Source organism: Streptomyces luteireticuli (assembly GCF_041519305.1).
Taxonomy (GTDB): domain Bacteria; phylum Actinomycetota; class Actinomycetes; order Streptomycetales; family Streptomycetaceae; genus Streptomyces; species Streptomyces luteireticuli.
Genome location: NZ_CP167927.1, coordinates 3,713,522 through 3,732,352 on the forward strand (window position 1 = coordinate 3,713,522; position 18,831 = coordinate 3,732,352).

Consider the following 18,831-nt stretch of genomic DNA (forward strand, 5'->3'; position numbering starts at 1 on the left):
GTTCACCTACCACCTAAACACCTGTGGGGCGTGCTTTAGTCCTTCCCGGCCCGAGTTGGTCACCTCCGTGCGGACGACGGGAATTCGCCGCGTCGGCGGATCCGCGCGCGGACACGCCGGAGGGCGCCCACCCCACGGATTGGTGGACGCCCTTGTACGCCGGCGGAAGTGCCGACGGTATGTCAGCTGGCCTTGGCCTTCTGGGCCGGAGCGGCGTCGCGCGGCGCCGGCTTGGCGGCCTCGTAGAACTCCTCGCGGGGGTTCTCCATGGCACCGAGCGAGACGACCTCGCGCTTGAGGAACATGCCCAGCGTCCAGTCGGCGAAGACGCGGATCTTGCGGTTCCAGGTCGGCATGGCCATGCCGTGGTAGCCACGGTGCATGTACCAGGCGAGACGGCCCTTGAGCTTGATCTTCATCTTGCCCAGGACGATCATCGCGACGCCCTTGTGCAGGCCGAGACCGGCGACCGCGCCCTTGTTGGCGTGGCTGTACTCCTTCTGCGGGAAGCCCCGCATGCCGGAGACCACGTTGTCGCCGAGGACCTTGGCCTGGCGCAGCGCGTGCTGGGCGTTCGGCGGGCACCAGGCGTTCTCGTTGCCGGCGCGGCGGCCGACCATGTCCGGAACCTGGGCGTTGTCGCCCGCGGCCCAGATGTAGTCGGTGCCCTGCACCTGGAGGGTCGCCTGGGTGTCCACGTGGCCGCGCGGGCCGAGCGGCAGGCCGAAGCGGGCCAGCGCCGGGTTGGGCTTGACGCCCGCGGTCCACACGATCGTGTTGGAGTCGACCTCGAGGCCGTTCTTGAGCACGACGTGGCCGTCGACGCAGGAGTCCATCGACGTCTCGAGGTGGATCTCGATGCCGCGGCTCGCGAGGTGCTCCTTGCCGTACTGGCCGAGCTTCTCACCGACCTCGGGGAGGATGCGCGGGGCGGCGTCGACCAGGATGAAGCGCATGTCCTCGCGCTTCACGTTGCGGTAGTGCTTGGCCGCGTCGCGGGCCATGTCCTCGACCTCGCCGATCGTCTCGGCGCCGGCGAAGCCGCCGCCGACGAAGACGAAGGTGAGCGCCTTGCGGCGGATCTCCTCATCGGTGGTCGAGTCGGCCTTGTCGAGCTGCTCCAGCACATGGTTGCGCAGGCCGATGGACTCCTCGATGCCCTTCATGCCGATGCCGTTCTCGGCGAGGCCGGGGATCGGGAAGGTACGGGAGACCGCGCCCATCGCGATGACCAGGTAGTCGAAGGGCAGCTCGTACGCCTCGCCCACCAGCGGGGCGATCGTGGCGACCTTGCGGTCCTGGTCGATGGTGGTGACGCGGCCGGTGAGGACCTCCGCCCTGGGGAGCACACGTCGCAGCGGCACCACGACGTGCCGCGGCGAGATGCTGCCGGCGGCTGCTTCGGGGAGGAAGGGCTGGTACGTCATGTACGAGCGCGGGTCGACGACCGTGACGGTCGCCTCGCCGTACCGCATCTTCTTCAGGATGCGGCGGGCCGCATACATGCCGACGTACCCACCGCCTACTACGAGGATCCGTGGACGCTCCGTGGTGCTCATGATTCGAGTATCCAGCACACCCCGAAGGGGTGCTCGTGCGCCCCTTCACAAGGCGCGGTGGGGTGTCTGCTACACTTCGCCGCCCACGTGACCGACGCCATAGCCCCGACGGGGAACCACTTCATCCCCAAATGCGTTGGGCACCCCCGCTGAGCTGGACTTGCGACCCCGGACACGACTGGACCACCGGGGCCGATCCGGCGCGTGAACGTTCCTTCAACCCCTTGGGAACAAGGACGTTCGCGCTCATCCGGGCCGTCCGGTCCCCGAATGGGAGGCCGGAACCCATCAGTCCGTGGTCCTAGGACCAATTTTTCATGTGAAGGATTTCACGAACTTTTTCGGCGCCTGTGCCCCCTGCGGCCCTTTCAGACCGCGCTCCACGCGATTCCGTCCAAGATGTCGTGCTCGCTCACCACGACCTCCTGCGCCCCCGTCCGCTCCATCACGCACTGGAGCACCAGCGCCCCGGCCGCGATGACGTCCACCCGGCCCGGATGGATCACGGGGATCGCGGCGCGCTCCGCGTGCGTCGAGGAGAGCAGCCGGGCCGTGATCTCCCGGACCTTCTCCAGCGGGATCCGCGCGTGGTGGATCGCGGCCGAGTCGTACGCGTCCAGCCCGAGCGCGACGGCGGCCACCGTGGTCACCGAGCCGGCCAGACCCACCAGGGTGCGCGCCTCGCCCAGCGGCACGGTCCGCTCCGCCAGGTCCAGGGCGGCCTCGACGTCGGCCCTTATCGCGGCCACCCGCTCCGGCGCCGGCGGGTCGGACACCTCGCCGTCCACGACGAGATGACGCTCCGTCATCCGCACACAGCCGACGTCGACGCTGCGCGCCGCCCGGACGTGCTCCTCCCCGACGACGAACTCCGTGGAACCGCCGCCGATGTCCACCACGAGGAAGGGCCGCGCGAGGTCGGTGCGGCCGGTGAGCTCCTTGGTGGCACCGGTGAAGGAGAACTCCGCCTCCTGGTCACCGGTGATCACCTCGGGCTCGACGCCCAGGATGTCCACGACCCCGCGCACGAAGTCCTCGCGGTTGTCCACGTCCCGGGAGGCCGAGGTGGCCACGAACCGCACGCGCTCCGCGCGGTGTTCCGCGATCACCGCGGCGTACTCCCGGCACGCCGCGAAGGTCCGCTCCAGCGCCTCCGGCGCGAACCGCCCGGTGCGGTCCACCCCCTGCCCCAGCCGGACGATCGTCATCCGCCGGTCGAGCTCCTTGAACTCGCCGGTGGCGGGGTCGAGATCGGCCACCAGCAGGCGGATCGAGTTCGTACCGCAGTCGATCGCGGCAACGCGGGTCATGCACACTCCAGCAAGGTCGTGGGACGGTCGGCGGATCCGCCGAACCTACTCCTGGGTGCCGCAGGGCGTCACGCACGGCCCCTTGCGCCACCACTCCGGCAGCATCGCGATCGCCTCGTCACCGAGCGGGTTGACGCCCGGGCCCGCGGCCAGCGAGTGACCGACCAGCACGTGCAGGCACTTGACCCGGTCCGGCATGCCGCCGGCGCTCGGGAAGCCCTCCAGCACCTCGATCGCGTCGCGCCGGCAGATGTAGTCCTCGTGCGCCGCGCGGTAGGCGGCCGCCAGCTCCGGGTCGCTCTCCAGCCGGGCGCTCATCTCCTTCATGACGCCCTCGGCCTCCAGCGTGCCGATGGCCGAGGCCGCGCGCGGGCACGTCAGGTAGTAGAGCGTCGGGAAGGGCGTGCCGTCCTCCAGCCGCGGCGCGGTCTCCACCACGTCGGGGTTGCCGCAGGGGCAGCGGTGGGCGATGGCGCGCAGGCCGCGCGGCGGGCGGCCCAGCTGCTCCTTGAAGGCGGCGATGTCCGCCTCGGTGGGCTCGGTGGGCTCGGTCTGGGGAGGAGGCGTGTCCATGTGCTCGCTCGTGCTCGGAGGATCGGAAGGGAGGGTGGGCCGGGGTCAGCGGTGGCCGTCCGAAGTGTCCACCCCGTCCCAGAGGTTGCTGTACCAGGGCCGGTCGCCGGCGCCCTGGTCCCGGCGGGGCTTGGCGCGTCCGCTGCCGTCGACGACGGTGAAGCCGGTCTCCCCGGGCCGTACGTAGTGCAGGTGCTCGCGCGCCTGCTGCTCCACGTACGCCGGGTCCTCCAGCCGCGCCTTCTCCTCGCGCAGCAGCTTCACCTGCTCGCGGGCGCGCTCGGAGCGGTGCCGCTGGTCGTCGATGTCGGAGCGCTGGGTGACCCACTGCCGCATGGGGTAGGCCAGGGCGACGACCAGGGAGCAGACGACCAGCGCCAGCAGCGCCGCACGGCCGGTGAGCCGGCTCCGGCGGGGCGGCCGCGTGCGCCGGCCCCGGGCGTCCGGCCCCTGGACGAGCGCCGTGCCGATCGCCTTGAGCCTGGTCGCGGTGGAAAACCGTTCCGCCGCCACGTCGCCTCCCCGCTGGTCACTGCACCGAAGCCAAACCGTCCCCGGCCACGGTACGGGACCGTGGCCGGGGACGTGGTGAGGCTTGAGGCTTTGTCAGCCCCGGGCGTCGGCCCTGGAGGGGATCAGCCCTTGAAGCGCGGGAAGGCGGAACGGCCCGCGTACACCGCGGCGTCGTCGAGGATCTCCTCGATGCGCAGCAGCTGGTTGTACTTGGCCACGCGCTCGGAGCGGGCCGGGGCGCCGGTCTTGATCTGGCCGCAGTTGGTGGCGACGGCCAGGTCGGCGATGGTGACGTCCTCGGTCTCGCCGGAGCGGTGGGACATCATGCACTTGAAGCCGTTGCGCTGGGCCAGCTCGACGGCGTCGAGGGTCTCGGTCAGCGAGCCGATCTGGTTGACCTTGACCAGCAGGGCGTTGGCGGCGCCCTCCTCGATGCCGCGGCCGAGGCGCTCGGGGTTGGTGACGAACAGGTCGTCGCCGACGAGCTGGACCTGGTCGCCGAGGCGCTCGGTGATGGTCTTCCAGCCGTCCCAGTCGTCCTCGAACAGCGGGTCCTCGATGGAGACCAGCGGGTACGCGGCGACGAGCTCGGCGTAGTAGTCGGTCATCTCGGCCGCGGTGCGGTCCTGGCCCTCGAAGGTGTAGACGCCGTCCTTGTAGAACTCGGAGGCGGCGACGTCCAGCGCCAGCGCGATGTCCTGGCCGGGGGTGTAGCCGGCCTGCTTGATGGCCTCGAGGATGAGGTCGAGGGCCTCGCGGTTGGAGCCGAGGTTCGGGGCGAAGCCGCCCTCGTCGCCCAGACCGGTGGACAGGCCCTTGGCCTTCAGCACGGCCTTGAGGGTGTGGTAGACCTCGGTGCCCCAGCGCAGCGCCTCGGAGAACGACTCGGCGCCGATCGGCGCGATCATGAACTCCTGGATGTCCACGTTGGAGTCGGCGTGCGAGCCGCCGTTGAGGATGTTCATCATCGGAACGGGCAGCAGGTGCGCGTTCGGGCCGCCGAGGTAGCGGAAGAGCGGCAGGTCGGACGCCTCGGAGGCGGCGTGCGCGACGGCCAGGGAGACGCCCAGGATGGCGTTGGCGCCCAGCGAGCCCTTGTTGTCGGTGGCGTCCAGGTCGAACATCGCCTGGTCGATCAGGCGCTGCTCGGTGGCGTCGTAGCCGACGAGCTCCGGGCCGATCTGCTCGATGACGGCCAGCACGGCCTTCTCGACGCCCTTGCCCAGGTAACGGTTCTTGTCCCCGTCACGGAGCTCGATGGCCTCGAAGGCGCCGGTGGAGGCGCCGGACGGCACGGCGGCACGGCCGGTGGAGCCGTCGTCGAGGCCGACCTCGACCTCGACCGTGGGGTTGCCTCGCGAGTCGAGGATCTCGCGAGCTACGACGACGTCGATGGACGGCACGAGGGTCTCCTTCGTGTGTGTCTGAAGTTCTGCAGCACGAGCCTAACGGGCCCCGGAGGGTCCGCCCGCCCTCGGACCGCCGCCCGGCCGGAAAAATGGCACAAACGCCGAGATCACGGGATGAATGGGCTGGATGTTCGCCCAGCGGTGAACGGCTCGGGGAACCACTGGGGGAACCGCCCGGTGATTCTCCCGCGGGAACGGCGGAGCCCCGCTCCGATGCGGCTCGGGGGGAGCGGGCGCATCGGAGCGGGGCGGTTCGCCAGGGAAGGCTGCGTCAGCTGAGGTGCAGCTTCTGGCCGGGGAAGATGAGGTCGGCGCTCTCGACGATGTCCTTGTTGCGGTCGTAGAGCTTCTCCCAGCCGCCCTTGACCTTCTTGGCCTCGGCGATCTTGGCGAGGGTGTCGCCCTCCTTGACCTGGTACTCGCCGTCGCCCATCTTGACCGTCTTCGGGGCGGCGTGGCGGGGGGCGGCCGGCTTGGCGGCCGGGGCCTCCTCGTCGCTCTGCTGCGGAGCGGCGTGCTTCGGCGCGGACTGGCGCTCGCTGCGGTCGGCGTGCGTCTTGGTGGAGACGCTGCGCTCGCCGGTCGACTTCTGGGTCTTGGTGGACGAACCGGAGGTGTCCACGTCGGCCTTGGCGCCGCCGGAGGACAGCGGACCGGCGCTGGCGCAGCCCCAGGCACCGGGGCCCTGCATGGCGAGGAGCTTCTCGGCGACGGCGATCTGCTGGCCCTTGGTGGCGAGGTCGGCGCGCGGGGCGTAGGCGGTACCGCCCGCGGCGGCCCAGGAGGACTGCGAGAACTGCAGGCCGCCGTAGTAGCCGTTGCCGGTGTTGATCGACCAGTTGCCGCTGGACTCGCACTGGGCGACGCGCTCCCAGGTGTCGACGGAGGCGGCGTGGGCGGAGGTCGCGGCCATCAGCGGGGCGGCGACTGCGGCGCCGGTGACACCCGCGAGCGTGGCGATGCGGACGGCCTTGTTCGGACGACGGTGCTTGCCCTTGGACATGACTCGGTTTCCTCACCGGCGCCTACGAGGTGAGCTGTCGGGTTCGGACGTGAGTTGCCCGGCCCGGTGGCTTGCGCGCACCAGGCTTCACCCCTAGCCGCTGCGGCACCCCGGTCACTGACCGGCGGACCGTCGCGGCGACTTACCTTGGTTCCCCCGCTCCTGCCTACGGCGCTTGCGCGACGACTCCCCCGGCCGCCGGCAGGATTCGGCGTGACGACCGTGGTGCTCGCGGTGGCGAGCGGTGACGACGTTAAGCACAGGCGGCCTACGGGTTCAAACCCCCCTTTTCGGCCACCGGCTGGATCCAACCCCCTGAGAAACTCGGTGTTTCCGCAGGTGAGAGCCGCTTCCCCGGCTCCTGACGGGCCGTATCCGAGACGCTGTCAACGAGACCCATGTCTCACTTTCGCTCGGAACGGACATTCGACCCGAACTGCCCTCCTACTTCTTCAGTTCGAGCTGCTGGCCTGGGTGAATGAGATCCGGATCGGAACCGACGACCTTTTTGTTGTCGTGGTAGATCCGGTGCCAACCGCCGGGCACGGAGTGCTCCTGCGCGATGGCTGACAGGTTGTCACCGGGGCGCACGGTGTAGTCCTCGGCACGCGACCCTTGTCCATGTGCTTCCGCACCACCGCGCGAGGAGCGCTCCGCGCCCGAACGCGGCTGCTGCGCGCGGTGCTTGCCGGTACCCGCTCCGGCGTCCGCGCCGGTGGCCGTGTCCGCTTCCGCACCACGGTCCGCGCCCTGGTCGCCGCTCGCGCCGGACGTGCTGCCGGGCGCCGGCGAGTGCGGCGCGCGGGACGGTCCGTCGGGCCGGTCGGCGGAGCGGGAGGGCGCGGGGCCGGACTTCGGCGCCTCCGGGGCCGTGGACCTGCCGGAGCCCTTCCCGGGCGCCTTCGCGTCCGTCGTGCCCTCCGCGGCGTCCTCGGTGTCCCGGGTGCCCTCGGCCGGCTTGCGGTGCTTGCCCTTGGCGTCCTCGCCGGAACTTCCGCTTCCGGACGGGGTGTCCGACGGGGTGTCCGACGGAGTGCCCACGGTCCCGGACTTCCCCGGCGACCGGTCGTGCTCCCGCGCCCCGGACGGCGGCCTGTGCTCCGGCGCCGGGGTGGAGGCGTCGGCCCGCCCCGGGTCCACGTCCGGCGCCGGGCCCTCCTTGGCCAGGTCCGACTTCACGGCACAGGCGGGCCAGGCGTACGGGCCCTGCTGCTTGAGGATCCGCTCGGCGACGGCGATCTGCTGGGCACGGCTGGCCTGGTCGGGCCGCGGCGCGAACTCCCGGCCGCCGCTCTCCTCCCACATGTCCTGCGTCATCTGGAGCCCGCCCAGATACCCGTTGCCGGTGTCGGCGCTCCACAGCCCGCCGCTCTCGCACTGGGCGACGCGGTCCCAGGTGGGGGCGTCCGCCGCGTCGGCGGTGGTGGCCCCGAGCAGCGGCATGGCGATTCCCGCGCCCGTCACGCCCGCCGCGAGCACGGCGGCGGGAATCTGACGGGGGCGTCGATGTCGACCTTTCCCGGAGAGCATGCGGTCACCTCTCATGTGGCGGCTGAATATGACCGTCGAACATAGCGACGGCCCCCAGCGGTCACAAGCAGGCGCGAGTGCGGTCGGGTGACGGTCAAAGAGAGTTGACCTATAGTCATGTGCCCGTGTGCCCGGGCTCCGGGGAGAAGGAGACGGGCAGGGTGCGCAGGCCCCGCATGATGAGCCCGCCACGCCACCGCAGTTCCTCGGGATCCACGGAAAGCCGCAGGTCGGGAAGGCGGCGCAGCAGCGTCGCGAGTGCCGCCCGGCCCTCCAGCCGCGCCAGCGGCGCACCGAGGCAGTAATGGATGCCGTGCCCGTATCCGAGGTGCTGATTGTCACTGCGGGCCAGGTCGAGCGTGTCGGGGTCGGCGAACCGCTCCGGGTCGCGGTCGGCGGCCGCCAGAACGACGAGCACGGGGTCCCCCTCGGCGATGCGCTGCCCGCCGATCGTCAGGTCCCGCGTGGCGAACCGCCAGGTCGCCAGCTCCACCGGGCCGTCGTAGCGCAGCAGTTCCTCCACCCCGGTGGCGAGCAGTTCCTCGTCCCCCTCGGCCAGGGCGTCCTGGAGCCGCGCGCGCTGCCCGGGGTTGCGCAGCAGGGCGTACGTGCCGTTGCCGATGAGGTTGACGGTCGTCTCGAACCCGGCGAAGAGGAGGATGAAGGCCATCGCGGCCGCCTCGTTCTCGGTGAGGTGCTCGCCGTGGTCGCTGGCCCTGATCAGCCCGGAGATGAGGTCGTCCCCGAGATCCTCGCGCTTGCGGTGGATCAGCTCCGCCAGGTACGTCCGCATCCGCTTCACCGAGCGGGCCACCCCGCCGCGCGGCCCGCCGCCGTGCCGGATCATCATCCCCGCCCAGTCCCGGAAGTCGTCCTGGTCCTCCGGCGGGACCCCGAGCAGGTCGCAGATGGCGTAGATGGGCAGCGGGAAGGCGAACTCGTGGATGAGGTCCGCCTCGCCCCGGCCCGCGAAGCCGTCGATGAGCCGGTCGGTCAGCTCCTGGACCCGCGGCGCGAACTCCGCGACCCGGCGGGGGGTGAACGCCTTGGAGACCAGGCGGCGCAGGCGGGTGTGGTCCGGCGGGTCGATGTTGAGCAGATGCGTCATCAGGTTGGCGCTCCGCTCGCCCGGAATGCCTACCTTGCCCTTGCCGTGGGCGGACTCGGAGTGGTGCACGGGGTTCTTCGACAGCCGCTGGTCGGCGAGCGCCTGCCGGGCATCGGCGTACCGGGTGACCAGCCATGCCTCGACACCGCTGGGCAGCGTGGTGCGGTGCACGGGGGCGTGCTCGCGCAGCCAGGCGTAGGCGGGATAGGGATCGCTCGCGAATTCCCAGGTGAAGAGGGGCGGCATGGAGGAGGGGCTGTTGTCGTGCACGCCCCGACGCTACCGGGCCCCTCCGAGCGCTCAGTGATGCCCGCCCCCGCCGCTGCCGAACGAGCCGCTCCCCCCGGGGTTCCACTTCTTGCGCTCCTCGGAGAGCTCCTCCGGATGGCTCCCGGGGTTCCGGATCTCGTGCGGGAGCACCCGCTCCCCGGGGCCCTCCGTCCGCAGCCGGTCCGCCTCGCGGTGCTCGGTGACATAGCCGACGACGTCCTCGTCGTCGTCGTGGCCCGGCCCGTGGTCGGGCGAGGTGGGGCCCCGGTCGTGCTCCTGCCGGGTCTGCCACGCCCCCTGCCGCCGCTGCGGCTGGCTCGGCGGCGGCGGCTCCTTGTCCCGCCACCGCTGTCCGAACACGAAGGCCAGGATCAGCAGGGCCCCGACGCACAGGCCCACGATGAAGGGGGCGATGCCGCCGGCCCAGGCGGGCAGGGCGTAAGTCATGTGGTCGCGCATGGAATGCGGGTACCCGAAGGGGACCCCGACCAGACCGCCGCTGAGCCGAACGGGTGTCCACGCGCTCCCGGACCGCGCCGGCTACGCCCCGGCGCCGCCCGCCCGCTCCGCCCGCCCGGCCCGCCCGGCCTGCTCCGCCGCAAGGATCGCGTCCCGGTAGGTACGGGCCGCGGCGCGCAGGGCGGTCTCCGGCTCGACGCCCTCCGCCTCGGCGCGGACCGCCATGGCCAGCAGCGCGTAGCCGACGCCCTCCCCCGCGGGGACGGCCACGTCGAGGCCCCCGGCGCGGGCCCGGGAGGCCAGCTTCGCGGCGAGCGCGAGGGCCGGCTGGCCCAGCGGCACGCCCTCGGTGACGGACTCGCGCCCCTTCTCGGCCGCCTTGGTCCGGTTCCAGTGCTCCTTGACGTCCTCGGGCGTCAGCGCCGACTCGTCGCCGAAGACGTGCGGGTGCCGGTGGACGAGCTTGTCGACGATGGCGCCGGCCACGTCGTCGATGGCGAACGGCTCGTCCGGGTCGTCCTGGGCGATGCGGGCGTGGAAGACGACCTGGAGCAGCACGTCGCCGAGCTCCTCGCGCAGGGCCTCGCGGTCGCCGGTCTCGATCGCCTCCAGGAGCTCGTACATCTCCTCCAGGCCGTACTTCGCCAGGTCCTCGTGGGTACGGATGCCGGTCCACGGGCAGGAACGGCGAATCCGGTCCATGACCTGCACCAGGTCCAGGAGCCGGGCACCGGGCAGGTCGTAGGAGCCGGGCAGCAGCTCCAGGGCGGGCATCGTCTCCCGGCCCGAACCCGCGAGCCGGGCCAGCCCGTCGGTCAGGGCGGACTCCCCCGCCGCCGAGGTGATCACCACCGTGGTGCGGCCCCCGGCCAGGCAGTGGTCGACGAGCTCCCGGGCGCCGGGCACCGCGGTCCCGGTCCCGATCCCGGCCTCCCGGAGATAGGGGAGCAGCGGGTGGCCGGGGTCGGCGCACAGCACCCGGTCGGCGGCGTGCAACGTCTGCCACGCCGGCCAGGACAGCAGTCCGGGGGCGACGCGGTGGCTGGTGGTGAGCAGGACGATACGGCCGGGCGCGGAGTCGTTCACCCTGCCGAGCGTAGGGGACGGGCGGGAGCGGAGGACCGCGCGGGTGGCGCCCGCGCCGAGCCCTACACCGGGCTCTCGGGGTCGGGGGCGGCGGCGGGCCGCAGCCAGGGCTCCTGCACCGGGCGGGCGGTGCCGCGCTTGGCGTCCCAGGTGCCGTAGCGCGGGTTGATGTCGACGCGCAGCGCCTCGGAGGTCTGCATCAGGACCTGGTTGGTGCGCACGGGGCCCAGCTTGCCGTCGAGCTTGGTCCGCATGAGATCCATGGACAGCGCCTGGTCGATCTGGCCGGGGGCGATGCCGAGGGCCAGGAAGCGGGCCCGTACGGCGTCGGCGCCGCCGTTGGCCCGCTCGACCTGCTGCCGCTCGTCCTGGAGCTCGCGGCGGCTGACGTCGACCCCGTTGTCGCGGCCGGCCTTCTCGATGATCCGGTACTGGACGAGGCGGATGAGCGTGTCCTGGCCGAGCCGGGCGCTGTTCGCCATCAGCTGCTCGCCCTGCGGGGACGCCTCCTGGGCGTCGCGGACGTCCGCCACCTGGCGCTGGAGCTGGGCGACGGTGATCCGGTCCTTGCCCACGACCGCCGCCGCACCCGGGTGCGGGGTCGACCCGCAGGCGGTGAGCAGGGGGGTCGCGGCCAGCAGGCCGGCGGCCGCGGCGGCGGAGAGCGCGGTCCTCCGGCGGACGCGAGGGGTTCGGCGGAAGCGGCGGATCGGGCTGGTCATAAAGCCTCCCGGCGGCAGTGATCGTGCGGCGGTGCGTCGATCGACCTGGCGTTGATCGATGGTAGGGAGTCCGTGTGGCCGGGGCCACTGATTCGACCGACGATTCGTCGATGAACGGGACGCACGGGGCTCCCGTTGCTCATGAGGCGTCAGGGACCCCACCGCCCCGGGTCGTTCAGGCCCTGACCTCGCCGAGCCGGCGGAGGGTCCGGCGTATCTCCGTGGGGAGCGGGTGGTGCGGACCGTGCAGCCGCTCCGCGTCGAGGAGGAGGGCGACGAGGGTGTCGTGGGCCGCCCGGCTGTCGCCGAGGGAGAGCAGCAGATGGCCCGTGCGCCGGCGGATCTCGAACGGGGTGGCCGGGTCCTCCGGGTCGTTCTCGAAGCGCGGCAGCAGGTCGCGGTACTCGTTGAGCGCGCCGACCGCCTCGCCCAGCTGCTCCAGGCACTGCGCGGCGTCGTAGCGGAGCCGGAGCACCTGGCGGGCCACGTGGGGGCCGGTCTCGGCGGCGTACTCGTCGACGAGACGGCGCAGTTCGGGCAGGGCCCTGCGGTACTGGCCGTCGTCCATGAGCGTGGCCGCGTACTGCTTGCGCAGGCTGCGGACGATCCCGGAACGCTCGCCGTGCTCGGCCGCGGCGGCCGGGAGGATGGCGCCGAGGAGATCGACGGCCTGGGTGACACCGCCCTGGTCGAGCAGGCGCTTGACCTCTTCCACGGCCCCGGCGACATCGGGCCCGGAGGAGGGGGCCCGCGGGGGTGCCGGCGACGGTACGGGCACCGGCACGGGGGCGGGCCCCCACCCCGGGGCGGGGCCGGTCGCCGATCTGTCGGGCCAGGGGGCGTGCGGCGACAGGAAGGGCCGCGTCGGATTCATGGGGCCGACGGGCCCGGGGCCGGAGGCCGGTCCGGGGGCCGCCCGGCCGGGGGCGGGCAGCAACGGAGCGAGCGCCTCGTAGACCTCCTGGGCGTCGGCGGGCCGCTCCTGCGGATCCTTGGCCAGCAGGCGCAGCACGATCTCCTCGAGCGCGGGAGGCACTTCGGGGCGGACCCGGCGCACCGGGAGGGGCGGCTCGTAGAGGTGACGATGCAGCACCCCGAGCGCCGTCGAACCCGCGAACGGCACGTCCCCGCTGAGCAGTTCGTGCAGCACGACGCCGAGGGCGTACAGGTCGGTGAACGGGCCGACGGCTCCGCCCATGGCCTGCTCGGGCGCCATATAGGCGGGGCTGCCGATGGGCGAACCGGTCCGGGTGAGCCGGGTGGTGTCGGCGTCCAGGACGGAGGCCACGCCGAGGTCGAGGACGAGCACGGAGCCGTCGGGGCGCACCATCACGTTCCGCGGCTTGAGGTCGCGGTGGATGATCGGCACGGCGTGCACCGCGGCGAGCACCGAACACAGCTGGGCGGCGACGGAGACCGCCCAGGGCCAGGGGTAGGGGTCGTGCTCGGCCAGGTGGTCGGCGAGGTCGGCGCCCTCGACGTACTGCATCACCAGATAGAGGTCGTCCCCGTCGCTGCCCGCGTCATGGACGGTGACCAGGCCTCGGTGGTCGACCTGGGCGGTGACGCGGCACTCGCGGACGAAGCGGCGGCGCAGCTCGTCGGCGGCGTCCTCGGTGCCCGCCATGCGGTCGGGGCGCAGCAACTTCACGGCGACCCGGCGGTCCAGCCGCTGGTCGTAGCCCGTCCATACCTGGCCCATGCCGCCCTGCCCGATGACGGTGGCCAGCTCGTAACGGCCGGCGATGATGCGCCCGTTCACCGTCCCCCCTCCCCCTTCTCCCCGGCGTCCTTGCGCAGGAGATCACTCAATTCGTCGAGCTCCGCACGCACCTGACGGATCCTCTCCGGGGACCGGTGCGCGACGGTCTGCCGTCCCGGCTCGTCCGGCGGCGGGGATATATAGGGCGGCTCGGGCCGAGCCATGGCTGGCGGGGTGGCGACCGGCGGGGGCGGGGCGAACCGGGTCGCCTCCGGCGGGTTCATATAGGGATTCGGCTGCGCGGCGGCGATGACCGTACCGCCGCCGTACGGCTGCTGGGCGTGGGGCGGCGGGTAGGCCCCGGCGGCCGGCGCCGGAGGGTAACCATGGCCGGGGGCGGCAAAGGCGGGCCCCACAGGGAACCGCCGGGCGTCCAGCTCCTTCTGGTGCCGGATGTCGGCCATCAGATAGGCGGTGACGGTCAGTGTCCCCAGGATCAGCAGCGCGCCGACGGCGACGTTCGACCAGGCGCTGTCCTTCGGCGCCGTGCCGGCCCAGGCGAAGAGGCCGAACGAGCCGAACAGCGTCCCCCAGAACAGCCCCCAGTCCTGCGCCCTGCGCCGGACGATCGCGATCCTCAGCATCGGCACCCAGCTGAGGATGCAGAGCGAGCACACGGTGACGGCGACGACGATCACCCGGATGGTGACGACCATCGCCCTGCCAGGGCGGTGCGGCTGCGGCTGTCCGGGTTCGAAGCCGGGGCCATACATGACTGCTCCTCGGATGCGGGGTGTGATCAGAGCCTAACTACCGACCTCCGAAAGATCGCGAGGGTTGTACGCACCGGGCCGCCGACGCGGGATGTCACATCCGCCCGCGCCGTGGCAACCGTCGCGGACCCGCCCTCACTCCGGGCGGACGCTCCCGTCCGTGAGCCCGTCGTACAACCCCTGTATCAGCCCTGCCCCCAGACGCTCCGTCAGCCGCAGCGCCTCCTCGAACTCGGCCAGCGACCGGAAACGGGCGCCGTAACGGCGCTGGTCCGCCAGCGGCAGCCGGGGCACCTGGAGCCTGCGCACATCGAGCCGGGTCGCGGTGGACGCATAGCTGCTGGCCTGACGCTGGTTGGCGGTGCCGCGCAGGAACCCGGCGAGGAACCAGGGGTCGATCGCCGCCGGATCCGGCCGCAGCAGGAACAGCCCCCGGCCCAGCGCCGCCCCGGCGGTGGACTCGTCGACCACACGGGCCACGGTGACGTCACCGAGCACCGGCACCACGACGTCGCCGGCCTCGACGAGCACCGGCTCCTCCGCCGGGCCCTCGGGCAGCGCCCCGGAGGGGGCGAGGCCCGCCTTGACGTCGTAGTCCGTGAGCACGAGCGGCGCGTCCGGCCCGGCCGTGGCACCGGGGCCGCCCGCGCGCATGACCAGGGCTCCGGCGCGGGCGAGCTCGCCGACGGTGGTGGCCGGCCAGCGCGCGCCGTCGGCGGGCCCCTCCGGCACGGCGGGGGTGAGCTCCGCGGCCCGCCCCAGGGCCACGGTGAGCCGGTCGTGGACCGCGGCCAGATCGGCGGCGCCGCCGGAGGAGGCCGGCGGCGGGAGGTGCCGGGCGGGGGCCAGGTCGACGTCGTCGTCGAGCAGGTCGATGACCGGCAGCGAGCGGTGCTGCCCCGGCTTCTCCTCGACCGTGCCGGACCGGTCGAACTCCTGCCACGCCTCCAGGACGGCGGAACTGACGGCCTGCCAGGGGAGCTTGTCCCGGCCGGCGGGGGCGAGGTCGGCGGTGTCGACGAGCAGGAGGTGCGGCGCGGGGGACGTCTGGGCACCCGGGCGGCGCAGGACCCACAGGTGCAGCGGGATGCCGTACGGCGGGGCGGCGCCGGCCGGCAGGGCGACGACGGCCCGCAGCGCGCCGCGCCGCAGCAGGTCGGCGCGGATGCGGCGGCCCGAGCGGCGGGAGGCCGCGGCGGGCGGCATCAGCAGGACGGCGGTGCCGCCCTCGCGCAGCCGGGCCAGGGCGTGCTGGACCCAGGCGAGCTCCGATTCGGTGCGGGCCGGGAAGCCGTACTCCCACCGCGGGTCGTACGCGAGCTCCTCGTGGCCCCAGTTGCGCTCGTTGAAGGGCGGGTGGCACAGGACGGTGTCGGCGGCCAGGCCGGCGAAGGCGTCGCCGCGCAGGCTGTCGCCGGCGCGCACGCGCACCCGCGCGTCGGAGTGCAGGGCGAGGCGCAGGGCGGTGAGCGCGGCCAGGTCGGCGTCCGCCTCCTGGCCGAGGACCGACAGCCCGCCCACGGAGCCGGACGGGCCGGCCGCGCTGAGGAGGCTCCCGGTGCCGCACGCGGGGTCGAGGACCGTGCGCGGCCGCCGGGCCTCGGCGGTGCCCCGGCCGAGCGCGGCCATGAGCTCGGCCGCGCCGGGCGGGGTGAGGGAGTACTGCCGGGGGTTGGCGTCGAGGTGACGGCCGAGGAGGAACTCGTAGGCCTGCGCCGCGCCGCGCACCGAGGCCAGCTCGGCGGAACCGCGCACGAGCGCGGAGGAGACGGCGAGCTCGGCGGGCGTGGGCACGGGGATGGCATGGTCCTCCCCGAGGCGGGCCGTCAGCACCGCTTCGAGGGCCGCGGGGAGGGCCTCGGCGAGCTCGAGGTCGGAGAGCTCCGCGAGCTCCAGCCAGGCCGTCGACCGGTCGCGGACCAGGAGGAGCACGGAACCGGCGTAGCGCAGGGCGGTCACGGCGCCGGCCGGGTGCCCGGCGAGGTGCTGCCAGACGCGCTCGCGGAGCGGCACCTCCGCGATCTTGCCCTGGTGCCGCAGCCACTGCTCGACGTCGCCGAGGTAGAAGGTCGGGCTCGTCTCGGTGCCCCCGACGGGCTGGGGGAAGTCGGCGTGCCGCCGGCGCCAGTTGCTGACCGCCGCACGGCCCACTCCGGCCAGCCGGGCGATTCCCGCCGCGGTCACCTCCGCCGCGCTGTCCGTCACCTGGCTCCCCTCCTCCTGCGTCGCGTACCGCGCCTCCGATGTGGGGACGAGCATACCCCCGCACCTCCGACCAACCCCTTCACAGCCGAGTACTCACACTTTCTTGTGAACATGGTTGACCCGGTTAACAGACTCTGCTGTCATTGACTCATCGGTTCACGGAACTCGCAGCGAGGGGTGTCCCATGTATCAGCAGGACCGGCAGCAGGACCGGCGGACGCAGCGGAGCCGGTTCGCGCGGCACAAAGTCCTCACCGGCGCGGGAGCGGTCGTCCTCGTCGTGGGCATCGGCGCCGCCGTCGCGCCCGGCGGGAGCGACGGGGACGGCGGCAGCAAGGCCTCCGACCGGGTCGTGAGCTCCGGCGCGGAAGGAGCTGGAAAGGACGGAAAGGACGCGGGCGGCGCACAGGGGAAGCCCGGGAAGGGCCGGAAGGCCGGGTTCTCCGGCAACGGCACCTTCCGCGTCGGCTCCGACATCGCGCCCGGCACCTACCGCAGCCTGGGCAACAAGAAGGGCGGCAACTGCTACTGGGAGCGCGCCAAGGACTCCAAGGGCGACGCGGACTCGATCATCGCCAACGACAACGTCGTCGGATCCAGCTATGTGACGGTCGCCACCGGCGACAAGGTGTTCAAGACCCACGGCTGCAAGAGCTGGGAGCGCGTCCCGGAGGAGAAGAGCGGCACTCCCAAAACCTCCGCCCCGGGCGACGGGATGTACCGCGTGGGGGTCGACATAGCCCCCGGCACCTACGCCTCCCCGGACAACGAGGCGGACGGCAACTGCTACTGGGAGCGCGCCAAGGACGCCCTGCACGGGATCGACTCCGTCGAGGCCAACGAGAACGTCACCGGAAACGGCCTGGTGACGATCACCCCGCAGGACGCCTACTTCAAGACCAGCGGCTGCACCGCCTGGAAGAAGACGGGCTGAGCCGCCCCGCGGCGACCGCCCCCACGGGCAACGGCGTCACCCCCCTCCGGTGGTTCCGCGTATCTTTTCGACAGTCGCCCACAGACCAGAAGAAGCAGCCGGAGGAAAGGACCACCCCATGGACTCGGCCGCAGCCGCAGTCTCGGCCCAGGGCCCGAGCGCGGCCGGCACCCCGGTCGGGAGCCGCACCTGGAAGGAGACCCTGCGGGCACCACGGCTCGATCCCTACTGGCTGGCCGGGACGCTGTTCGTCCTCTATACCGCCCTGTCGGTCACCCGGCACCTGCGGATGCTGACGATCTCCTGGGACCTGGGCATCTTCGAGCAGGCCGTCCGGACCTACGCACACCTCCAGACACCCGTCGCCGACCTCAAGGGGCCCGGCGCCAACATCCTCGGCGACCACTTCAGCCCCATCACCGCGCTCCTCGCCCCCTTCTACCGGCTCTTCCCCAGCCCCATCACCCTGCTCGTCGCCCAGGCCGCGCTGTTCGCGCTGTCCGCCGTGCCGGTCACCCGGCTCGCCGCCGGGAAGCTGGGCCGGGCCCGGGGTCTGGCGATAGGCATCGCCTACGGATTCTCCTGGGGCATCCAGCGCGCCGTGGACTTCGACTTCCACGAGATAGCGTTCGCGATGCCGCTCCTGGCCTTCTCCCTGGAGGCCGTGGTCAACCGGCGTTGGCGGGCCGCCGCCTGGTGGGCGCTGCCCCTCGTCCTGGTCAAGGAGGACCTGGGGGTCACCGTCGCCGCGATCGGTGTGGCGATCCTGGTCTCCGTGCGCCGCACCGGGCACGATCCCCGCGCGACACGCCTGGCCTGCGGGCTCGTCGTCCTCGGCCTCGTCGCCGCCGCACTGGCCCTGACCGTGGCCATCCCGGCGTTCAACAACACCGGCTCCTACGACTACTGGAAGAAGCTCGACGGCGAGGGCCCCGCCCCCACCATCCCGCTGCTGACGGCGCTGCGCACCCTGCTGTGGATACTGCTGCCGACCACCGGCCTGCTGGCCCTGCGCTCACCGGTGCTGATCGCCGCCGTGCCGACCATCGCCTGGCGCTTCGTCTCCCACGACGACCACTACTGGGGAACGGACTGGCACTACAACGCCGTTCTGATGCCGATCGTCTTCGTGGCACTGACCGACGCGCTCGCCCGGGCTCACGGCAGCCCCCGCGCCTGGCTGCGCCGGTACGCCCGCCAGCTGCCGGCCGCCGTGGCCGGGGCGGCGCTCGCGTTCAGCGCGTCCCTGCCGTTGTACAGCCTGACCGAGCCCGCCACCTATCGAATACCGGAGAGCGTCCGGGCTACCGAGCGACTGCTGCAGCTCATACCCGACGGCGCGACCGTCGAGGCGTCGGACGTGGCGTCCATAAGCCGGCTCGCCGGCCGCTGCCGGGTCTTCTGGATCGGCGACACCCGGGGCATCGAGCCCGAGTACATGGTCGAGCGCGTCGGTGACGGCAGGGCCGCCAAGGATCTGGTGGCGGACGCCGAGCGGATGCATCCGCACACCCGTTACCAGGTGTTCGGCGTCGAGGGCGCCACCGTGGTGCTCAAGCGGGCCGCCCCCGCGTGAGCCCCGCGGGCGCGCCCAGGACGAGCCGGGCGCGGCGGGTCGAACGGCGGGGCAGCACCGCGACAGGGCACGACGGGGCGGGGCGCGACGGGGCGGGGC

16 protein-coding genes and 1 riboswitch are annotated in these 18,831 nt (G+C 72.7%); of the genes, 2 read left to right on the forward strand and 14 right to left on the reverse strand.

The features are described from left to right. Nucleotides 1–182 precede the first annotated feature (182 nt). The 14 genes from AB8735_RS16340 to AB8735_RS16405 all read right to left on the reverse strand — a co-directional run bounded on the left by AB8735_RS16340 (nt 183) and on the right by AB8735_RS16405 (nt 16,276). On the reverse strand, nt 183–1,559 hold the full coding sequence (locus tag AB8735_RS16340; protein ID WP_344023657.1) for an NAD(P)/FAD-dependent oxidoreductase: 1,377 nt from the start codon (nt 1,557–1,559) through the stop codon (nt 183–185). 368 nt (nt 1,560–1,927) lie between these two features. Continuing rightward, complete coding sequence (locus tag AB8735_RS16345) at nt 1,928–2,869, reverse strand: Ppx/GppA phosphatase family protein (protein WP_344023655.1); 942 nt, start codon at nt 2,867–2,869, stop codon at nt 1,928–1,930. A 45-nt stretch (nt 2,870–2,914) separates the two neighbouring features. Next, nucleotides 2,915–3,442, reverse strand: coding sequence for a DUF501 domain-containing protein (locus tag AB8735_RS16350; protein WP_372408102.1), 528 nt, complete (start codon nt 3,440–3,442; stop codon nt 2,915–2,917). A 45-nt stretch (nt 3,443–3,487) separates the two neighbouring features. Further along, the gene (locus tag AB8735_RS16355; protein WP_344023651.1) at nt 3,488–3,955 is read right to left on the reverse strand and encodes a septum formation initiator family protein; all 468 of its coding nucleotides are present in this window, start codon (nt 3,953–3,955) and stop codon (nt 3,488–3,490) included. A 122-nt stretch (nt 3,956–4,077) separates the two neighbouring features. Beyond that, the gene (gene eno / locus AB8735_RS16360) at nt 4,078–5,358 is read right to left on the reverse strand and encodes a phosphopyruvate hydratase (protein WP_344023649.1); all 1,281 of its coding nucleotides are present in this window, start codon (nt 5,356–5,358) and stop codon (nt 4,078–4,080) included. Between the two features lie 277 nt (nt 5,359–5,635). Continuing rightward, nucleotides 5,636–6,367 (reverse strand): transglycosylase family protein, encoded by a 732-nt coding sequence (locus tag AB8735_RS16365; RefSeq protein ID WP_344023647.1) that lies wholly within the window; start codon nt 6,365–6,367, stop codon nt 5,636–5,638. Nucleotides 6,368–6,371: 4 nt separating this feature from the next. Beyond that, a riboswitch (cyclic di-AMP (ydaO/yuaA leader) is annotated at nt 6,372–6,551 on the reverse strand. A gap of 260 nt (nt 6,552–6,811) precedes the next feature. Beyond that, nucleotides 6,812–7,897: a transglycosylase family protein gene (locus AB8735_RS16370; RefSeq protein WP_372408105.1), complete on the reverse strand. Its 1,086-nt coding sequence runs from the start codon at nt 7,895–7,897 to the stop codon at nt 6,812–6,814. Between the two features lie 115 nt (nt 7,898–8,012). Then, nucleotides 8,013–9,251, reverse strand: a complete 1,239-nt coding sequence (locus AB8735_RS16375; RefSeq protein ID WP_344023693.1) for a cytochrome P450 — start codon at nt 9,249–9,251, stop codon at nt 8,013–8,015. Between the two features lie 54 nt (nt 9,252–9,305). Next, on the reverse strand, nt 9,306–9,734 hold the full coding sequence (locus AB8735_RS16380) for a DUF6479 family protein (RefSeq protein ID WP_344023642.1): 429 nt from the start codon (nt 9,732–9,734) through the stop codon (nt 9,306–9,308). Between the two features lie 81 nt (nt 9,735–9,815). Beyond that, nucleotides 9,816–10,820, reverse strand: coding sequence for a nucleoside triphosphate pyrophosphohydrolase (locus AB8735_RS16385; protein ID WP_372408106.1), 1,005 nt, complete (start codon nt 10,818–10,820; stop codon nt 9,816–9,818). Between the two features lie 62 nt (nt 10,821–10,882). Next, nucleotides 10,883–11,542 (reverse strand): SurA N-terminal domain-containing protein, encoded by a 660-nt coding sequence (locus tag AB8735_RS16390; protein ID WP_344023638.1) that lies wholly within the window; start codon nt 11,540–11,542, stop codon nt 10,883–10,885. 175 nt (nt 11,543–11,717) lie between these two features. After that, nucleotides 11,718–13,304, reverse strand: coding sequence for a protein kinase (locus AB8735_RS16395; RefSeq protein ID WP_372408109.1), 1,587 nt, complete (start codon nt 13,302–13,304; stop codon nt 11,718–11,720). Continuing rightward, a complete protein-coding gene (locus AB8735_RS16400; RefSeq protein ID WP_372408111.1) occupies nt 13,301–14,017 on the reverse strand; it encodes a hypothetical protein in 717 nt (238 codons plus the stop codon). The genes AB8735_RS16395 and AB8735_RS16400 overlap by 4 nt, the downstream gene beginning before the upstream one ends. A 135-nt stretch (nt 14,018–14,152) precedes the next feature. Further along, nucleotides 14,153–16,276, reverse strand: coding sequence for an N-6 DNA methylase (locus AB8735_RS16405; RefSeq protein ID WP_372408114.1), 2,124 nt, complete (start codon nt 16,274–16,276; stop codon nt 14,153–14,155). A 130-nt stretch (nt 16,277–16,406) separates the two neighbouring features. Here AB8735_RS16405 and AB8735_RS16410 point away from each other — a divergent pair, with 130 nt between their 5' ends. Further along, nucleotides 16,407–17,156 (forward strand): hypothetical protein, encoded by a 750-nt coding sequence (locus AB8735_RS16410; RefSeq protein WP_372408115.1) that lies wholly within the window; start codon nt 16,407–16,409, stop codon nt 17,154–17,156. 118 nt (nt 17,157–17,274) lie between these two features. Next, nucleotides 17,275–18,732, forward strand: a complete 1,458-nt coding sequence (locus AB8735_RS16415; RefSeq protein ID WP_372408117.1) for a DUF2079 domain-containing protein — start codon at nt 17,275–17,277, stop codon at nt 18,730–18,732. Nucleotides 18,733–18,831: the final 99 nt, after the last annotated feature.